Below are 16,484 nucleotides of genomic sequence, written 5' to 3' on the forward strand. Positions count from 1 at the left end.
TGAATATTCGTGTTTTTTTGTGTAAAATGAGGATAAAAGATAGAACGAAGGGAAAAAAAGATGAAAAGAAGCGAACGATTAGTAGATTTTACAAATTTTCTACTAAATAATCCAAACCAGCTAACCTCACTAACATTTTTCAGTAAGAGGTATGATGCAGCAAAATCTTCTATTTCAGAAGATTTACTAATTATTAAGAAAATTTTTGAGGAAAGTGAAGTAGGAAAAATTACAACCTATGCAGGTGTAAGTGGTGGTGTTACATTTACTCCAGGAATTTCTGATGATTATAGTTTAACCCTTGCTAATGATTTACTTGATGATATTGTAAAAGACAACAGGATTCTTCCAGGTGGTTATATCTATCTTTCTGATGTGTTAGGAGATCCAAAAGTTCTTAAAAATATCGGAAAAATCATTGCTCATGAATTTCGTGATGAAAAGATTGATGCTATTATGACCATTGCGACAAAGGGTGTTCCTATCGCTCAATCTGTGGCAGAAATTTTGGGAATTCCTTTTGTTATTGCTAGACGAGATCCCAAAATTACTGAAGGAGCTACCGTGTCTGTCAACTATATGTCAGGATCAAGTGCCCGTGTTGAAAAGATGACCCTGTCAAAACGTAGCCTTAAGTCAGGAAGTAATGTTCTTTTAGTTGATGATTTCATGAAGGGTGGAGGAACCTTTGATGGAATGAAGAGCTTGGTTTCTGAATTTGACTGTAAACTAGCTGGTGTTGCAGTCCTTGCAGAGGGAGTTTTCAACGGTGAACGCCAAATTGATGAGTACAGATCAATTTTAAAGGTTGATAAATTAGACATTCAATCTGGAAAAATTGATGTTAGCTTGGGAAATATTTACAAATAAAAAAAATCTCTAACGAGATTTTTTTATACATATAGGGTTTGGCCGATCATAAGAGTATCTGTTGAAAGATTGTTATTAGCCATCAGCTGGTCAACAGAGGTTCCGTATTTTTGTGAAATTGCCCAAAGGCTGTCACCTGATTTAACGGTATAATTACCTCCATTACTTTCACTAGTTTGGTAGCTAGTAGAAGTGGCATAAGATGTTTCTGTTGTCTGACTGCCATAACTATATCCATAGTTGTAATCATACGCAGAGAGTCCATATTCTTCAATGATTTTATTTAATTTGGCAGAGTATCCAGGGTCAGTAGCATAGACTCCCTGGAGGGCAGCAGTTGCATCTTTGTAGCTATTTGTATTCGCCACATGAGTACCGTAGTAAATTGAATTGTAGTAAAGAAGGGCTCCATTTGAAGAAAAACTATCATAAATAGAGTTGTAAATCTTGAATGATTGAATCATATCAACCCAAGCTCCATTAAGGTATTCAACGGTTTTTAAGCTGACACCAGCTCCTTTGATACCGAAGTAGTTATTGTAGTTAGTAGCAAGGCTACTTTTACCGTAACCAGATTCTAAGATAGCTTGGGCAGCCATAACTGACGGGTAAAGACCATACTGAGGGGCGATTTGTTGAGCAACGGCAGCCATTTCCTGAATAGAAGCAGCACTTGCTTCTTTAGGGGAAGATAGGCCTAAAATTGATAATCCGATACTTCCAGCAGTTGCTAGTTGGAGTACACGGTTTGTATATATTGGTATATTCATATTGTTTCCTTTCGAGTATGGACTCTCTATTACATGGTATCAATACAATAAATATTTGTCCATTATCAAGGCTTGCGCCTAGATCATAAAATGCTATAATGAATTTTATGAAAAATAAACTATATTATCAATTTGCAGGAAGCACTTTAATCCTTATTTTTATTGGTTTGGGTTATATAATTAAGTTTTTCCCAAAAATGATAGCTAACTTCGATCAACCAATTCAAAATTTTGTTTTTTCACATAGAAGTGATTCCTTAACGACCTTTTTTGAAACTATTACCAAATTTGGTAACTCTTCAAGAATAATCATTTTAGTTGCCTTATTTGTAATCTTTTTCTACTTTAAGAAATGGTATGCGGAAGCTGTTTATCTAGGCGGTCTTCTTGTAGTGGTTTCTGGAATTATTGCACCCCTTGCTAAGTACTTGTACCAAAGACCAAGACCTCCTTTTGAGGACCGCTTAATCACTGAAAGTGGATATTCTTTCCCAAGTGGACATTCAACTGTATCAATGCTTGTTTTTCTAACTTTAATTCTTATTTTCCTTCCAAGAATTGAAAAAACATGGCTTAAAATTTTACTGGTAACTGTCCTAAGTCTTCTAATCGTAACAATCGGTTTTTCAAGAATTTATCTAGGAGTTCATTATCCAAGTGATGTAATTGGTGGATTTACCCTAGCATCAGCGGCAGTTATGTATTCTTATCCTTACTATGATAAGATAAGGTTTAAATTACGTTTTAAAGGAATTCAAAAATGAATCAAAAATCTTATACGACCTGGAATGAATACCTGAGAAGTAATTTTGGGGAAAAGATTTTCAAGGTTCCAATTGATGCGGGCTTTGACTGCCCAAATAGGGATGGAACAGTAGCCGTTGGTGGATGTACCTTCTGTACCGTTTCAGGTTCTGGAGATATGATTGTAGCACCAGATGAACCAATCCCTGTTCAGTTTGAAAAGGAGATTGATTTTCTCCATAAAAAATGGAGTGGTGTTGAAAAATACATCGTCTACTTCCAAAATTTTACCAATACGCATGCTCCTGTTGAAGTCTTAAGAGAACGCTTTGAGCAGGCAGTAAACATGCCAAATGTGGTTGGAATTAATATTGGAACACGTCCCGACTGTCTGCCACCAGAAACCATTGAGTATCTAGGTGAACTTAATGAGCGGATGACTGTTTGGGTGGAACTGGGTCTTCAGACCACCTACCAGGAAACATCTGATTTGATTAACCGGGCCCATGACTATCAGACTTACTTGGATGCTGTTGAAGCCCTCAGGGCCAAAGGTATCTTAGTCTGTACTCACTTGATTAACGGTCTTCCTGGTGAAACACCTGAGATGATGCTTGAAAATGTCAGAAGAACTGTCCAAGACAGTGATATTCAAGGAATCAAACTTCATTTACTGCATTTGATGAAAAATACTCGCATGCAGCGTGACTTTCATGAGGGCCGCTTGCAGCTTCTTTCTCAGGAGGAATATGTAAATATCATCTGTAATCAGCTAGAAATAATCCCCAAAGAAATTGTTATCCATAGATTAACTGGGGATGCTCCGCGCGATTCTCTGATTGGTCCCATGTGGAGTCTCAAAAAATGGGAGGTTCTAAATTCCATCGACGCTGAAATGGCTCGTCGTGGTAGCACCCAGGGTTGTAAGCTAGAAGGAGGACAAGGATGTTAAGACCTCTTCATCTGGCTCATGCCTGGTTAAAAGAAGTCATTAATCCAGGAGATGTGGCCATTGATGCTACCATGGGTAATGGACATGATACAGCCTTTCTTGCAGGCCTTACCGACAAGGTTTTTGCTTTTGACGTCCAAAAGCAGGCAGTGGAGTCTACTAGAGTAAAACTCGTTGCCGAAGGATTGACCGCTGAGCTCATTTTATCAGGCCACCAGAATGTGGATGAGTATGTGGACGAGCCCATCAAAGCTGCCATCTTCAACCTTGGCTATCTACCAAAGAGCGATAAATCTGTTATAACACTAGCTCCAACAACCATTGAGGCTACAAGTAAAATTCTTGATAAAATGGTCAAGGGTGGACGTTTAGCCATGATGGTTTACTACGGTCATGCAGGCGGAGCAGAGGAAAAGGATTTAGTCTTAGATTTTGTATCTGCTTTACCTCAAACTGATTACCAGGTTATGAATTATGGTCCCCTCAATCAAAAAAATACACCTCCGTTTTTGATTATGATAGAAAAATTGATATAATTAATTTGTTGTAATCATTGTAGTTTTTTGAAACCAAGGGAGGTTCTTTATGAACAGAGAAACATTTTTGAAGGATAGCACGCGCGTGGCTTTACCAGTTATTATCGCCTTTAAAGGAAAAAAATATCCTAGTGGTGACAGCGATAATGAAGCTCTTGCTGAACTTTCCTTTGAGGAAGAAACAATTGAAATTACTTTATTTGCTGACAAGGATCAGTCTACTAGACAGGAAGTATTTATCTGGACCTATTCTGACATTGAAAGGATAAAATTTTTCAATATGGTAGAAGATTTTGAGGAGAAAAAGAAAACCCCTGAACTTTCAGAGGACTTAGGCCTTAAAGTCTTGTTTAAAAATGGTGTCACCTACTTACTTGCATGTAAAGATGCAAATGTAGCTCCCTTTCTGGCAGAATTTTTACCAGAGCGCGGGGTCCAAGTAGCAAATGACTTAGCTTAAATTAAAACATCCAAATTCTTGGATGTTTTTTTATATGCAAAAAATTATTTTCTTCTAGCTGTCTTATGGATGTTCTTTTCTTCTTCCTTTTTCAAGAGATCTCTAATTTCAGTAAGTAGCTCGATTTGAGGATCAACCTTAGGAGCTTCTGTATCTTCTTCTTTTTTCCCAGCAGACAAGGCAGTATTGACTATTTTAACTAAAACAAAAACAACAAGCGCTGTTATTAAAAATGTTATTACACTATTGATAAAGGCCCCGATACCAAAGGTTGCTCCGCCTACTTTAAAGGTCAAGCTATCAAAAGCATCCTTACTAGGTAGAAAAATACCTAGAAGTGGTGTAATCAGATTGGTTGTAAGTGAGCTTACGATAGCCGTAAAGGCTCCTCCGATAATTACACCAACGGCTAAGTCTAGGACGTTACCCTTCATAATAAAATCTTTAAACTCTTTTGCAAAAGATTTAAACATATAATTCCCTCCGTCGTCTTTCAAAATAAGGTATACAATCATAATAACATATTAATTCAAATAAAACATGAGTAAGCGTCTAACCTATAGATATACTTGTTTTAATACGAACAAATAATACATAAAAGTAGTGAAAAAAATATCATAATTTGTGCATTTTTTTACTTTTAAAAATAAAAACTCTTTAATATTGCCTAGGATTAGGTTATACTATAGGATGAGTTATTATATAATAAAGATAAAGGAAATGAGGGATGAGGAGTACTTTTGGAAAAATTTTACTAATGGTAACTATCGCTGTAATAACAGTGGTTATATGTTTTTTTGGTCTTAAATCAAAGGCTAAAAAGATGGAAGATCAAAGGGTTAAATACGCTCAATTAGTTGTGGAAAAAGATGTTAAAGCTATCGACGATATAACAAATGATCTTAACAAATTCTATTCCGATGTATCACATGACACCTTAGTTAGTGATGTGAATGCTGATAAATTGAAAGAAATTGCAGACCGCTTAGGCTCAATTAAAGTTTCAGTTAATGACTTTAAAGTTAAGGCATCAGATCTTCCGGCAGAAGCCAAAAATCTTACTGACAAAAAGGATAAGGCATCTAGTATCTTAAAGGATATTCAGCAAAAAGTTGACAATCAAAATTCAATAAATAATTTATTAACCGCCCCTATAACAAACTGGCAGGAAGCAAGTGATGACATAATCATTAAATCTGATACAGATGAGGCTAAATTAAATGATTTAAAAACAAAAATTGTTGAAAATAGTGGTAAGTGGAAAGAAGTAGCTACAGGCTATTTAGCTAAGATAGAAGATCAGATAAACCTATCTGATACCATTGAAGGTATTATTGATAAATCACTTAGTGAAGGAGAAATAACCTCTTATGCTACACTAGCAACTTATAATCTTTTAGTGGATAAAATTAAGGAAGTGAAAAATACAGAGCTGCAAGATAAGTATTCAGAAAAAGCTCAAGAAATTTTAAACCAGCTAAATGTGAAAAATAGGCAGGTTGAAAGTAGCACTTCAAGTAGTTCTGAAGAAGATGATGTGGTAGCTGTTGTACCTAACAATTCTTTAGGAGGTACTAGTTCAGGATATGTTCCAAGTACGGGCAATCAGATCCCAGTGACCCCGTCAAATGGAACATCTGTTGTGACCCCACCTGCTAGTTCGGGTACAGGTGAGTCATCAGGTGCAGTAGTAGTTGATCCAACTCCTACTAGTCCATCAACTGGTAATGAAACCTCAACCCCAGCAACTGGAAATGAGGGAGCAGGAGCGACTGACCCAGCTGCAAATTCAGAAATAACTAGCCAAACGGCTCAGTAATTTTAAGCCGGCTGAGATTTCAAAATTTCAGTTTGAATAAATTCTAAATGTTAGTAATTTGAGTTTTAAACTCGTAAATTAAAAAAATTATAAGTAAGAAAAGGAACGTGGTGTTTTGGAGGAAAAAGTAAACGTGCATGATATCTTTGAGATATTGAAGAAGCATTTGTCATTAATTATTATTACAGGATTAATGGGGTTAGGTCTGGCAGCCTTTGTAACATTTTTTGTGGTGACTCCTAAGTATAGTTCACAGTCTCAGCTGATTGTAACTCTACCGCAAGCTGATAAAACAACAAATGCTAATGATGTGAATGGGAATTTACAGATGATTAATACCTATAAGACTCTAGTAACAGGGGATTTAGTAATTAATCAAGTTAAAGAAAAATTATCATCAGATTACGGGCTTTCTATGACTTCAGAAGAACTTAGAAAGAGTATTTCTGTTACTCAAACGCAGAATTCACTTATGTTCTCAATAAGTGCAAAAACTGATAATCCAATTAATTCAGAGCACATTGCTAATACAACAGCTCAAGTCTTTAAGGAAAATGTTAAAGACGTAATGAATGTTGATAAAATCTCAATTATCTCAAAGGCTGAAGCAAATCTAAATCCAGTTTCACCAAGTCCTAAAAAGAATCTTGCAGTTGGAGTTCTTGTTGGTTTATTTGTGGGTGTAGGTTTATCTTTCATTATGGAACAGCTTGACAGGACTGTTAAAGATTCTAAATTTATCACTGATAGTTTAGGACTTACAATATTAGGTACTGTACCACAAATGACGGCCAAGGAATTAAGTGCCACTTACAAGGGCAAAAAATCATCAAGAGAAGAACGTTTTGAAAGAGCTACAAATGATTCTGAATCTACTGATGATCAGAGTACGAGACGTCGTCGTTCAAGAGTATAAGGGAGTTTGAAATGGCTAAAAAAGATAGAAAAAAACAAAAAACACAAGGGGTTAGTTTAATAACTCTAATGGACAAATCGTCACCGATTTCAGAGCAGTATCGTACCATCCGCACCAACATTCAATTTGCATCAACTGTTAACAATGAAATAAAAACAATCGTTATGACCTCATCAGGACCTAGTGAAGGAAAATCAACTTCATCAGCCAACCTAGCAGTTGTTTTTGCAAACTCTGGTCAAAAGGTACTTTTAATCGATGCTGATATGCGTAAACCAACAGTTGCTAAAACTTTCATGCTTCCAAATGTAGGAGGGTTAAGCACAACCCTTACTACCTCTCAAGGAGCCATGGATGTTGTTCAAGATAGTGGGATTCCTAACCTATCTATTATGACAAGTGGACCAAAACCACCCAACCCATCTGAACTTTTAGGATCAGTAAGAATGAATGAAATCCTTCAAGAGGTAAGGGAAAACTTTGATTTTGTTATCTTTGATATGCCGCCAGTAGTAGCAGTTACGGATGCTCAAATTATGTCATCAAAAGTTGATGGAACTCTTATGGTTGTCAGAGAAGGTATTTCAAGAAAAGATACCTTATTTAAGGCCAAAAACTTACTTCAAATGGTTAATGCCAATGTTTTAGGAGTAATTTATAACGGTGCCAAAAATACTGCAGATCAAGGGTACTACTACTACGGAGCTTAATTAAACTAAGGGGAGAAATTATGATTGATTTACACTGTCATATTTTACCTGGAGTAGATGATGGGGCACAAACGATTGAAGACAGCATGGATATGGCTAACAAGGCTGTGAGCCAAGGAATTACTCATATCCTCTGTACTCCCCACCATAATAATGGCAAATATGATAATCCAGCATCAAAAGTAATTCCTAGGGTTGAAGCCCTCCAGGATGAACTTGATAAAAGAGATATTCCACTAACCGTCTTGGAAGGTCAAGAGGTTAGAATAACAGGTAGTTTGATTGATGATATCGACAGGGGTGAAATTTTATTTACTGATTTGGACAATAAATACATTCTTATTGAATTTCCAACCATCGATGTTCCAAGCTATTCTGAACAAATTTTTGTCGAATTGATCTCAAGAGGTCATACACCCGTGATTGTACACCCTGAAAGAAATGCCGTTTTCAGGGAGGAACCTAATAAATTGATTGATTTTCTAGATATGGGAGTTTTAGCTCAACTTACAGCGCCAAGCTATGTTGGGGTATTTGGTAAGTCAATCCAAAAAACAGCAAAACTTATGGTTAAGCATAATATGGTTCAAATGGTAGCCTCAGATGCCCATAATTTAAAACATCGAAATTTTTATTTGAAAGAAGCCTATAAGGCAATAGGTAAAGATTTTGGTAAGGAGAAGGTTGAGTACATGGAGCAGGTAGCAAGGGATCTTTTAAACGGAGACCCTGTAATTAGACCTGAGTACTCAGAAATCAGGAAGAAAAAATTTGGTTTATTTTAGGAGGATGGGTGAGTTTTATGAGTGAAGAGCAACAGATGGTCAGTAATAATAAAATAAGGGCAGTTTATTCAAAAAATGAAGTGTGGATTGAACCTGAACAATTGGATTCAAAAAAGTCTTATGAATTTTTTAAAAGACTGCTAGATATTATTTTAAGTTCCGTTGGTTTAGTTGTAGCAAGTCCTATTATTCTAATTGTAGCTATATCAATGAAGATAGAAGATCCTAAGGGTCCTATTTTCTTTTCTCAAATTAGGGTGGGAAAAGATGAAGAAGAATTTAAAATGTTTAAAATAAGGTCAATGTGTGTCGATGCTGAGAAAAAACTGGATGATCTACTTCATAAAAATGAGGTTGATGGAGCCATGTTTAAGATGAAAGATGACCCAAGGATTACTAAAATTGGGAAATTTATCCGTAAAACAAGTATCGATGAGCTACCACAACTTTGGAATGTTCTCAAAGGAGATATGTCTTTGGTTGGGCCAAGACCTCCCCTACCAAGGGAAGTAGCAACTTACAGTGACCATCACAAACAAAGGCTTCTAGTTAAGCCGGGATGTACTGGTTGGTGGCAGGTAAACGAGCGTAACAGCACAGGTTTTGAGGGAATGCTGGATAGAGACTTGGAATATATCCAAAGACGCTCACTAGGCTTTGACCTGCTTATCATCGGTAAAACATTTTTGGTTATTCTTAAACCAAACGAAGGAATGTAAGAAAATATTTAGGAAGTATAATGAAAAATATCTATATAATCGGATCAAAGGGGATACCTGCCAAATACGGTGGGTTTGAAACCTTTGTAGACAAACTTGTACAGAATCAAAAAAGTAATCAAATTAAGTACCACGTAGCTTGTACTAGGGAAAATAGTCTTAAGTCTAATATAAAAGAAGACAGCTTCACCTATCACGGTGCAGATTGTTTTAGTATCGACATTCCAAATATTGGACCTGCTAAAGCCATCTACTATGATGTTGCTGCTCTAAACCATGCCATTAAATTAGCTGAGAAAAATCAGGATAAGGATCCTATTTTCTATATTCTAGCTTGTAGGATTGGGCCTTTCATTGGAAGCTTCAAGAAGAAGATTGAAAAGATAGGTGGAAAGTTATTTATTAATCCTGATGGTCATGAGTGGATGAGGGCCAAATGGAGCTATCCAGTTAGAAAGTACTGGAAAATTTCTGAGAAACTAATGGTTAAGCATGCAGATCTTTTAATTTGTGACAGTAAAAATATTGAAAAATATATTTTAGAAGACTATAAAGCTTATCACCCAAAAACAACTTACATTGCTTACGGGACTGATGTAGATAAGAGCAAGTTTGGCTCAAATTCTAAAGATGTTATTGACTGGTTTAGCCAAAAGGAAGTTACACCTAATAACTATTATTTAGTAGTTGGTCGTTTTGTTCCAGAAAACAACTATGAAACAATGATACGTGAGTTTATGAAGTCTGACAGTAAAAAGGACTTTGTACTGATTACAAATGTTGAAGAGAACAAGTTTTTCGATAAATTAAAGCAGGATACAGGCTTTGATAAGGATTTAAGAATTAAGTTTGTTGGTACTGTTTATAATCAGGAGCTTCTAAAATATATTAGGGAAAATGCCTTTGCTTATATTCATGGACATGAGGTTGGTGGAACTAACCCATCTCTTTTAGAGGCCCTTGCGTCAACCAAGTTAAACCTTTTATTAAATGTTGGATTTAATAGAGAGGTTGGAGAAGATGGAGCCCTTTATTGGGACAAGGACAACCTTAATCTTCTGATTAATGACCTTGAAAAAAATGTAGAAGACTATTCAGACTTAGAAGCAATTTCTAAAAAGATAATCGCAGATAGATTCTCTTGGGACGGAATTGTTAGCAAGTATGAAGATTTATTTTTAAAAAATTAATAGGAATAATTTATTTAAATAACATTATGATTTTATAATCAATAATTTTTATAAGCCGGATATGGGAGGAATTATGAATAGAGAATATTCTGGTAAAACTAATAATATGGAAAAGGGATATCTGCTATTCTTAATAGGTTTTATAAGCATATTCATTCCTAATTTCTTTAGTTTGACCTTAGTGGGGAATCTACTACCACAAATTGTATTTACCCTTCTAGGATATTTTGCTATCTTCATTTTTGCTGTCAAAATAATATTTTTTGACAGTTTTAAAGTTAATGAATTTATAATCTACTTTATAATCTTTTTTCTTTTGCTTGGAAGTTTTCTAGCAACTCAAAATCTTGAGTTTATGGAATTGTTTTTGACCATGCTTGCTGCAAGAGGTATAAATAGACATAAAATAATTAAACTAACTTTTTTTCTTGGACTTGGATCTTTATTATTCACGATGCTTTTAAGTCGAATGGGTATCATTCTTGACTTAACCTATGAGAGAGACCTAGTAATAAGACATTCATTTGGAACAAGTTATCCTACGATTTTAGGTTCGATGGTATTTCTTTTAATCTTACAGTATAGCTACATAAGAGAAAAAATTAGAATTTGGGATATCTTAGGAATTTCAGTAGTTACTTTCTTTCTTTATAAGACAACAGATAACAGGTTGGTTTTCTATCTGCTTGTTGTTTATATATTATATTTGATTTTAACAATGTTTGTTAAAATTGATGGCTTCTTTTCTTCGACGTGGATGAAGGTAATTCTGACAGTATTTTGCACAGGACTTCCAATATACTTTATTTACTTCTGTCAACACTATGTATCGTCATCACAACTTTATATATCGGTAGATAAGTTATTGACTAACAGGATTTATTTATCGTGGAAGGGACTACAGGATTATCCAATTAAGTTATTTGGACAGAACATCCTTCAATATGGATTTGGAGGAAGGCAGGAGCTTCCTGTAGGATTTGAGTACTTTTATTTAGATTCACTACCAGTTAGTCTTTTACTTCTACAAGGTCTATTAATCTATATCCTTTATATTTTATATATTTTTTCTAATGTGAGAAAAACCTTATTTGGAAATAACTTTAAGTTGTTTGTTATAATGTTTGCCATTATTTTGTATGATATAGCTGATAACAAGTCCGTTAAACTATCTTTAAATCCATTTATGGTTACCTCATTTAGTTTGCTATTTGATTTATGTGAAGAAGGGGAATATGAAATTAATAAAAAACTACCTTTATAATATAGGTTATCAAATATTTATCCTCATAATTCCTCTAGTCACAGTTCCCTACATTGCGCGTGTTTTGGGAGCTGAAGGGGTTGGGATAAATGCCTTTACTAACTCGATTATCCAGTACTTTATTTTATTTGGAAGTATTGGGGTCAATCTTTATGGAAATAGAACCATTGCCTATAATAGGGACAACAAGGAAAAACTAAGCCAAAGTTTCTGGGAGATTACCTTCCTACGCTTTATTTGTATCTTTGTAAGTTATGTCTGCTTTCTGATCTTTTTAGGTCTGGTATCAAATTTTAAGATTTACTATTTCTACCAGTCTCTTTTAATCATTGCCGCAGCCTTTGACATCTCATGGTTCTTTATGGGAATTGAAGATTTTAAAAAGACCGTTTTAAGGAATATCCTGGTTAGACTTTTATCGCTAATTGCTATCTTTGCCTTTGTTAGAACAAGCTCTGATACAGGAATTTATATCTTAATCATCAGCCTATCTACTCTTCTTGGTAATTTGACCCTTTGGCCTTATATGGAGAAGATGATTTATCCACCGAATTTTAAGGAGATGAATTTAAGGGTTCATTTAAGTCCTTCAATAAGTCTTTTTATCCCTCAAATTGCCACTCAGGTTTATTTGGTGTTAAACAAAACCATGCTGGGTCTAGTTACAGGGGTTGAAAGTTCCGGTTACTATGAGAATACAGACAAGATTGTAAAAATCGTTCTAGCTGTTGTTACTGCTACGGGGACAGTTATGCTGCCGCGGGTCGCAAACACCTTTGCCAAGGGACAAAAAGAAGAGGTCAAAAGATATTTATACACCTCCTTTGACTTTGTAAGTGCCATCTGCTTCCCTATGTCTTTAGGACTTGCTGCCATTGCACCCAAGTTTTCAACCTGGTTTTTAACGGAAGATTTTGCCATTGTTGGGAAACTACTTCCGATTCTTAGCCTGATTGTAATCTTCATTGGTTGGAGTAATGTCTTGGGAACCCAGTACCTGTTACCAACCAATCAGACCAAGTATTTTACAATCTCAGTCGTTTCAGGAGCTCTTGTTAATTTACTACTAAATTTCATCATGATTACTCTGTGGGGAATTTACGGAGCCGTGATAGCAACTGTTCTATCTGAAATTATAGTAACCTTGGTTCAACTTTACTATGTCAGATATACTCTTGACATCGGCTACCTATTCAAGGGTACTTGGAAATATGTTCTGGCATCAACTGCCATGATGTTTGTAGTTCGTTTTATGAACGATATCATGCCAGGTAAGGCCCTTTACTTTATGATTCAAGTTTTCCTAGGGATTGTGATTTATGCCCTTCTTATTGTAATTTTAAGAGCACCGATTATCGGACAAGCTAAAAAAATGATAAAGAAAATTTAAGTCAAAAAACCGTTTACCATAGGTGTAGACGGTTTTTATATTTGAAAATTTTTCATAAAAAGTTTATACTTACTGGAAAAATTTAAGTAAACTCGAGTAAAATTAATGAATTATTTTGTGAAATGAAAGGAAACTATGAAAGTTTATCTGAAATATATCCTGGCTTTAGCCCTATCCTTTGGCCTATCTTATTTTTTAGTTCAGCATCTGGCCTACCCAACCCTTGCTGAATATCCACGCCTAGCAAGAATAATGGCCCGTTTTACCTATACCAAGGAGGTCTTGATTCTTATGACCACCCTGCTTGTCTGGCTCCTTTACATCCAGTGGGAGCTTAAAAAAATCTTTGTCATCTATACCTATATGGCAGCTACTATCTACGTTTTTCTCCTTTTTGTCGTCCTTTTTACAAAGGCTGAACACTATCATGCCCTGTCCCTTGATCCCTTTGATTTTCTTAGAGACATGTCAGTTAAGGACTTGAGAGAGGCCCTGTTAAATCTGATTTACTTTATTCCTCTGGGGGTAATCTACGGCTTTCAGGCCGGGAAAAAAGAATTTGTCTTTATCTCCCTTTTGACCCTTCTTGGAGTAGAGACCATCCAGTATCTTTTTTATCTGGGGACCTTTGGTATTAGTGATATTATGCTTAATTTTATTGGTTGCTCAATTGGTTATTTTTCATTTATTAAGAACAAGGGTAAATTTACCATTGTTTAGTTATGTATTATCATTTAACAAACATTGTATTATCATTAACATATATGGTAAAATTGAGGAGGAAATTAATTAAGAATAGATTGTTTTGAGGAGTTTTTAATGGAGTTCAATACTAAGAATTACGATTATTTAATCGTTGGTGCAGGACCTTATGGATCAATTTTTGCCCATGAAGCAGCCCAAAGGGGGAAACGCAGTCTGATAATAGAACGTCGTCCGCATATCGGTGGTAATATGTATACCTACAAGGACGAAGGAATAAATGTTCATGAATACGGAGCGCATATCTTCCATACAGATAACAAGGATGTTTGGGACTATGTAAATAAATTTACTGAATTTAATGGCTATATTAACCAAGTTGTGGCTAACTATAAGGACAAACTTTATAATCTCCCATTCAATATGAACACCTTCTACCAAATGTGGGGCGTTAAAACTCCAGCAGAGGCTAAGGCAAAGATTGAAGAGCAGAAAAAAGAAGCTGGTATTACAGGAACACCGAAAAACCTTGAAGAACAAGCTATCTCTTTAATTGGTACTGATATTTATGAAAAATTAATTAAAGGCTACACTGAAAAACAATGGGGGCGTCTAGCAACTGAATTACCAAGCTTTATCATTAGAAGACTACCAGTACGCTACATCTTTGACAACAACTATTTCAACCACCGTTACCAAGGGGTACCAGTGGACGGATATACTGCAATTTTTGATAAGATGCTTGAGTCAGATTTGATTGATGTTCAAACTGACACTGATTTCTTTGAAAACAAAGAAGAATATTTAAAAGAATTCCCACGCATTGTTTATACAGGAATGATTGATCAATTCTTTGACTATAAACATGGGGAATTAGAGTACAGATCAGTCCGTTTTGAATCTGAAAAATTTGCGACTGATAATCAACAAGGAAATGCCGTAATCAACTATACAGAGCGTGAGGTTCCTTATACTCGAGTGATGGAATGGCGTCATTTTGACCAAAAGGGTAATGATGATGTAACCATCCTTACAAAAGAATATCCGCAAGATTGGGACCGTTCTAAGGAAGCCTACTATCCAGTAAATGACCTAAAAAATAGTGAAATCTTCAAAAAATACCGTAAAGAAGCCGATAAACTTGATAATGTAATCATGGGTGGACGTTTAGGTAACTATCAATACTATGACATGGATCAAGTATTCAATGCTGCTCTTAAAGAAGTAGAAAGAGAATTTGGTAAATAACATGACAGTTTTAGTTCTAGGTGGAGCTGGCTACATTGGAAGCCACGCAGTCGATCAATTATTAGCAAAAGGATATGAAGTAGCTGTTGTTGACAACCTATCAACAGGACACCTTAAATCCCTTCCAAAAGATGTTCCCTTCTATAAAGGAGATATCAGGGATAAAGATTTCATGCGCGGGGTATTTAAAGAGGTTGCTAATATAGAAGGAATCATGCATTTTTGTGCTTCTTCTCTTGTGGGAGAGTCTATGGAAAATCCCCTTAAATACTTTGATAACAACACTTACGGGGCAATAGCTCTTCTTGAAGTTATGCAGGAATTTGATATTAAGCATATCGTCTTTTCAAGTACAGCTGCAACCTTTGGAAAAGTTGAGACCATGCCTATATCTGAAGAAACTATGACTCTTCCAATCAATCCTTACGGACAAAGTAAGCTCATGATGGAGCAAATCATGAAGTGGCAAAGTGAGGCTACTGACATGACCTATGTAGCTTTACGATACTTTAATGTAGCTGGAGCTAAAAGTGATGGCTCAATAGGTGAAGCACATACCTGTGAAACTCACCTAATTCCTCTTTTAATGCAAGTAGCCCTAGGAAAAAGAGAAAATATCCAAATATATGGTAATGACTACAATACACCAGACGGAACAAATGTGCGTGATTATGTTCAAGTTGAAGATTTAATTGATGCTCATATCAAGGCTCTGGAATATCTAAAAGCAGGTGGTAAACCTCAGGTATTCAATCTTGGTAGCCAAAAAGGATTCTCTAATCTTGAGATTCTTGAAGCTGCTAGAAGGGTTACTGGTCATGAAATTCCAGCAGTTTTAGCTGACCGCAGACCAGGAGATCCAGACAGCTTATATACATCAAGCCAAAAAGCTAAAGACATTTTAGGTTGGTCACCATCTTATCAGAAGATTGATGATATCGTTCAAACAGCCTGGACCTGGCATAAAAAACATCCAAATGGATATGAGGACTAAAAAATAGGTGGTAATTTATCACCTATTTTTTATTAATGGTAAAAAAAATCAAGAAAACCAGTTGACAGCCTTTACAGTATTTGATAGAATAATAACACTGTCAAGGGCAGGTCAACTTATTGTGATTTAAGACTTTGAAAAAAGTTAAAAAAACATGTTGACAGAGTGTCCTATAGATGGTAAACTAACAAAGTTGCTTGAGGGCAACACTTAGTTAATTAATCCAGTTAAATAACTAAGAAAAAAGTTAAAAAAGTAGTTGACAAAGACTTCTAGTCATAGTAAACTATAAAAGTTGTCTGAGGGCAACAGCTTAAAACTTGAGTCAAAAAAACTTTAAAAAAGTAGTTGACAAGTAAAACAAGTTTTGATAAACTAATGAAGTTGTCTCGCAAGAGATGACGATAGACCTTTG

Annotated in this window: 18 protein-coding genes; 16 read left to right on the plus strand and 2 right to left on the minus strand. The window is 35.5% G+C overall.

Features of this window, described 5'->3' with window-relative positions:
* The first annotated feature begins 60 nt into the window (after positions 1-60).
* Positions 61-870: a pur operon repressor gene (gene purR, locus OZX60_00430; protein ID WEV45263.1), complete on the plus strand. Its 810-nt coding sequence runs from the start codon at positions 61-63 to the stop codon at positions 868-870.
* Between the two features lie 23 nt (positions 871-893).
* Here the strand turns inward: purR and OZX60_00435 are convergent, their stop codons facing one another.
* Positions 894-1,640: a glucosaminidase domain-containing protein gene (locus tag OZX60_00435; protein ID WEV45264.1), complete on the minus strand. Its 747-nt coding sequence runs from the start codon at positions 1,638-1,640 to the stop codon at positions 894-896.
* A 107-nt stretch (positions 1,641-1,747) separates the two neighbouring features.
* Between OZX60_00435 and OZX60_00440 the strand changes: the two genes are divergently transcribed.
* The 4 genes from OZX60_00440 to OZX60_00455 are packed head-to-tail and all read left to right on the plus strand — an operon-like array spanning position 1,748 to position 4,332.
* The gene (locus tag OZX60_00440) at positions 1,748-2,404 is read left to right on the plus strand and encodes a phosphatase PAP2 family protein (protein WEV45265.1); all 657 of its coding nucleotides are present in this window, start codon (positions 1,748-1,750) and stop codon (positions 2,402-2,404) included.
* Positions 2,401-3,336, plus strand: coding sequence for a TIGR01212 family radical SAM protein (locus tag OZX60_00445; protein WEV45266.1), 936 nt, complete (start codon positions 2,401-2,403; stop codon positions 3,334-3,336). The genes OZX60_00440 and OZX60_00445 overlap by 4 nt, the downstream gene beginning before the upstream one ends.
* Positions 3,330-3,872, plus strand: coding sequence for a class I SAM-dependent methyltransferase (locus tag OZX60_00450; GenBank protein ID WEV45267.1), 543 nt, complete (start codon positions 3,330-3,332; stop codon positions 3,870-3,872). Before OZX60_00445 ends, OZX60_00450 begins: the two co-directional genes overlap by 7 nt.
* A 49-nt stretch (positions 3,873-3,921) precedes the next feature.
* Positions 3,922-4,332, plus strand: a complete 411-nt coding sequence (locus OZX60_00455; protein WEV45268.1) for a hypothetical protein — start codon at positions 3,922-3,924, stop codon at positions 4,330-4,332.
* A 44-nt stretch (positions 4,333-4,376) separates the two neighbouring features.
* Here OZX60_00455 and mscL read toward each other — a convergent pair whose 3' ends face one another.
* Positions 4,377-4,805, minus strand: coding sequence for a large-conductance mechanosensitive channel protein MscL (mscL, locus tag OZX60_00460; GenBank protein ID WEV45269.1), 429 nt, complete (start codon positions 4,803-4,805; stop codon positions 4,377-4,379).
* Between the two features lie 254 nt (positions 4,806-5,059).
* On the opposite strand from mscL, the gene OZX60_00465 reads away from it, so the two are divergent.
* The 11 genes from OZX60_00465 to galE all read left to right on the plus strand — a co-directional run bounded on the left by OZX60_00465 (position 5,060) and on the right by galE (position 16,069).
* Positions 5,060-6,151, plus strand: a complete 1,092-nt coding sequence (locus OZX60_00465; protein WEV45270.1) for a hypothetical protein — start codon at positions 5,060-5,062, stop codon at positions 6,149-6,151.
* Between the two features lie 115 nt (positions 6,152-6,266).
* Entirely contained in the window at positions 6,267-7,067 is an 801-nt protein-coding gene (locus OZX60_00470) for a Wzz/FepE/Etk N-terminal domain-containing protein (protein WEV45271.1), read from the plus strand.
* An 11-nt stretch (positions 7,068-7,078) separates the two neighbouring features.
* Positions 7,079-7,777, plus strand: a complete 699-nt coding sequence (locus tag OZX60_00475; GenBank protein ID WEV45272.1) for a CpsD/CapB family tyrosine-protein kinase — start codon at positions 7,079-7,081, stop codon at positions 7,775-7,777.
* Positions 7,778-7,797: 20 nt separating this feature from the next.
* Positions 7,798-8,562, plus strand: a complete 765-nt coding sequence (locus tag OZX60_00480) for a tyrosine protein phosphatase (GenBank protein WEV45273.1) — start codon at positions 7,798-7,800, stop codon at positions 8,560-8,562.
* A 17-nt stretch (positions 8,563-8,579) separates the two neighbouring features.
* A complete protein-coding gene (locus OZX60_00485; GenBank protein ID WEV45847.1) occupies positions 8,580-9,281 on the plus strand; it encodes a sugar transferase in 702 nt (233 codons plus the stop codon).
* A 20-nt stretch (positions 9,282-9,301) separates the two neighbouring features.
* Positions 9,302-10,471 carry a glycosyltransferase family 1 protein gene (locus OZX60_00490; GenBank protein ID WEV45274.1) on the plus strand — a complete coding sequence of 390 codons (1,170 nt, stop codon included), beginning with the start codon at positions 9,302-9,304 and terminating at the stop codon, positions 10,469-10,471.
* 73 nt (positions 10,472-10,544) lie between these two features.
* Positions 10,545-11,735 carry a hypothetical protein gene (locus tag OZX60_00495; GenBank protein ID WEV45275.1) on the plus strand — a complete coding sequence of 397 codons (1,191 nt, stop codon included), beginning with the start codon at positions 10,545-10,547 and terminating at the stop codon, positions 11,733-11,735.
* Positions 11,707-13,125, plus strand: coding sequence for a flippase (locus OZX60_00500; GenBank protein ID WEV45276.1), 1,419 nt, complete (start codon positions 11,707-11,709; stop codon positions 13,123-13,125). Before OZX60_00495 ends, OZX60_00500 begins: the two co-directional genes overlap by 29 nt.
* Before the next feature lie 135 nt (positions 13,126-13,260).
* A complete protein-coding gene (locus tag OZX60_00505; GenBank protein WEV45277.1) occupies positions 13,261-13,845 on the plus strand; it encodes a VanZ family protein in 585 nt (194 codons plus the stop codon).
* A gap of 99 nt (positions 13,846-13,944) precedes the next feature.
* Positions 13,945-15,075 (plus strand): UDP-galactopyranose mutase, encoded by a 1,131-nt coding sequence (gene glf, locus OZX60_00510; GenBank protein ID WEV45278.1) that lies wholly within the window; start codon positions 13,945-13,947, stop codon positions 15,073-15,075.
* A gap of 1 nt (position 15,076) precedes the next feature.
* Positions 15,077-16,069, plus strand: coding sequence for a UDP-glucose 4-epimerase GalE (gene galE, locus OZX60_00515; GenBank protein ID WEV45279.1), 993 nt, complete (start codon positions 15,077-15,079; stop codon positions 16,067-16,069).
* The last annotated feature ends 415 nt before the right edge of the window (positions 16,070-16,484 follow it).

The sequence above is a fragment of the Streptococcaceae bacterium ESL0687 genome (assembly GCA_029392475.1).
Taxonomy (GTDB): Bacteria; Bacillota; Bacilli; order Lactobacillales; family Streptococcaceae; genus Floricoccus.

Excerpts from the sequence above, each read along its gene's own strand:
- purR (WEV45263.1), top strand. The coding sequence starts at position 61 with ATGAAAAGAAGCGAACGATTAGTAGATTTTACAAATTTTCTACTAAAT.
- OZX60_00435 (WEV45264.1), bottom strand. The coding sequence starts at position 1,640 with ATGAATATACCAATATATACAAACCGTGTACTCCAACTAGCAACTGCT.
- OZX60_00440 (WEV45265.1), top strand. The coding sequence starts at position 1,748 with ATGAAAAATAAACTATATTATCAATTTGCAGGAAGCACTTTAATCCTT.
- OZX60_00445 (WEV45266.1), top strand. The coding sequence starts at position 2,401 with ATGAATCAAAAATCTTATACGACCTGGAATGAATACCTGAGAAGTAAT.
- OZX60_00450 (WEV45267.1), top strand. The coding sequence starts at position 3,330 with ATGTTAAGACCTCTTCATCTGGCTCATGCCTGGTTAAAAGAAGTCATT.
- OZX60_00455 (WEV45268.1), top strand. The coding sequence starts at position 3,922 with ATGAACAGAGAAACATTTTTGAAGGATAGCACGCGCGTGGCTTTACCA.
- mscL (WEV45269.1), bottom strand. The coding sequence starts at position 4,805 with ATGTTTAAATCTTTTGCAAAAGAGTTTAAAGATTTTATTATGAAGGGT.
- OZX60_00465 (WEV45270.1), top strand. The coding sequence starts at position 5,060 with ATGAGGAGTACTTTTGGAAAAATTTTACTAATGGTAACTATCGCTGTA.
- OZX60_00475 (WEV45272.1), top strand. The coding sequence starts at position 7,079 with ATGGCTAAAAAAGATAGAAAAAAACAAAAAACACAAGGGGTTAGTTTA.
- OZX60_00480 (WEV45273.1), top strand. The coding sequence starts at position 7,798 with ATGATTGATTTACACTGTCATATTTTACCTGGAGTAGATGATGGGGCA.
- OZX60_00485 (WEV45847.1), top strand. The coding sequence starts at position 8,580 with ATGAGTGAAGAGCAACAGATGGTCAGTAATAATAAAATAAGGGCAGTT.
- OZX60_00490 (WEV45274.1), top strand. The coding sequence starts at position 9,302 with ATGAAAAATATCTATATAATCGGATCAAAGGGGATACCTGCCAAATAC.
- OZX60_00495 (WEV45275.1), top strand. The coding sequence starts at position 10,545 with ATGAATAGAGAATATTCTGGTAAAACTAATAATATGGAAAAGGGATAT.
- OZX60_00500 (WEV45276.1), top strand. The coding sequence starts at position 11,707 with ATGAAATTAATAAAAAACTACCTTTATAATATAGGTTATCAAATATTT.
- OZX60_00505 (WEV45277.1), top strand. The coding sequence starts at position 13,261 with ATGAAAGTTTATCTGAAATATATCCTGGCTTTAGCCCTATCCTTTGGC.
- glf (WEV45278.1), top strand. The coding sequence starts at position 13,945 with ATGGAGTTCAATACTAAGAATTACGATTATTTAATCGTTGGTGCAGGA.
- galE (WEV45279.1), top strand. The coding sequence starts at position 15,077 with ATGACAGTTTTAGTTCTAGGTGGAGCTGGCTACATTGGAAGCCACGCA.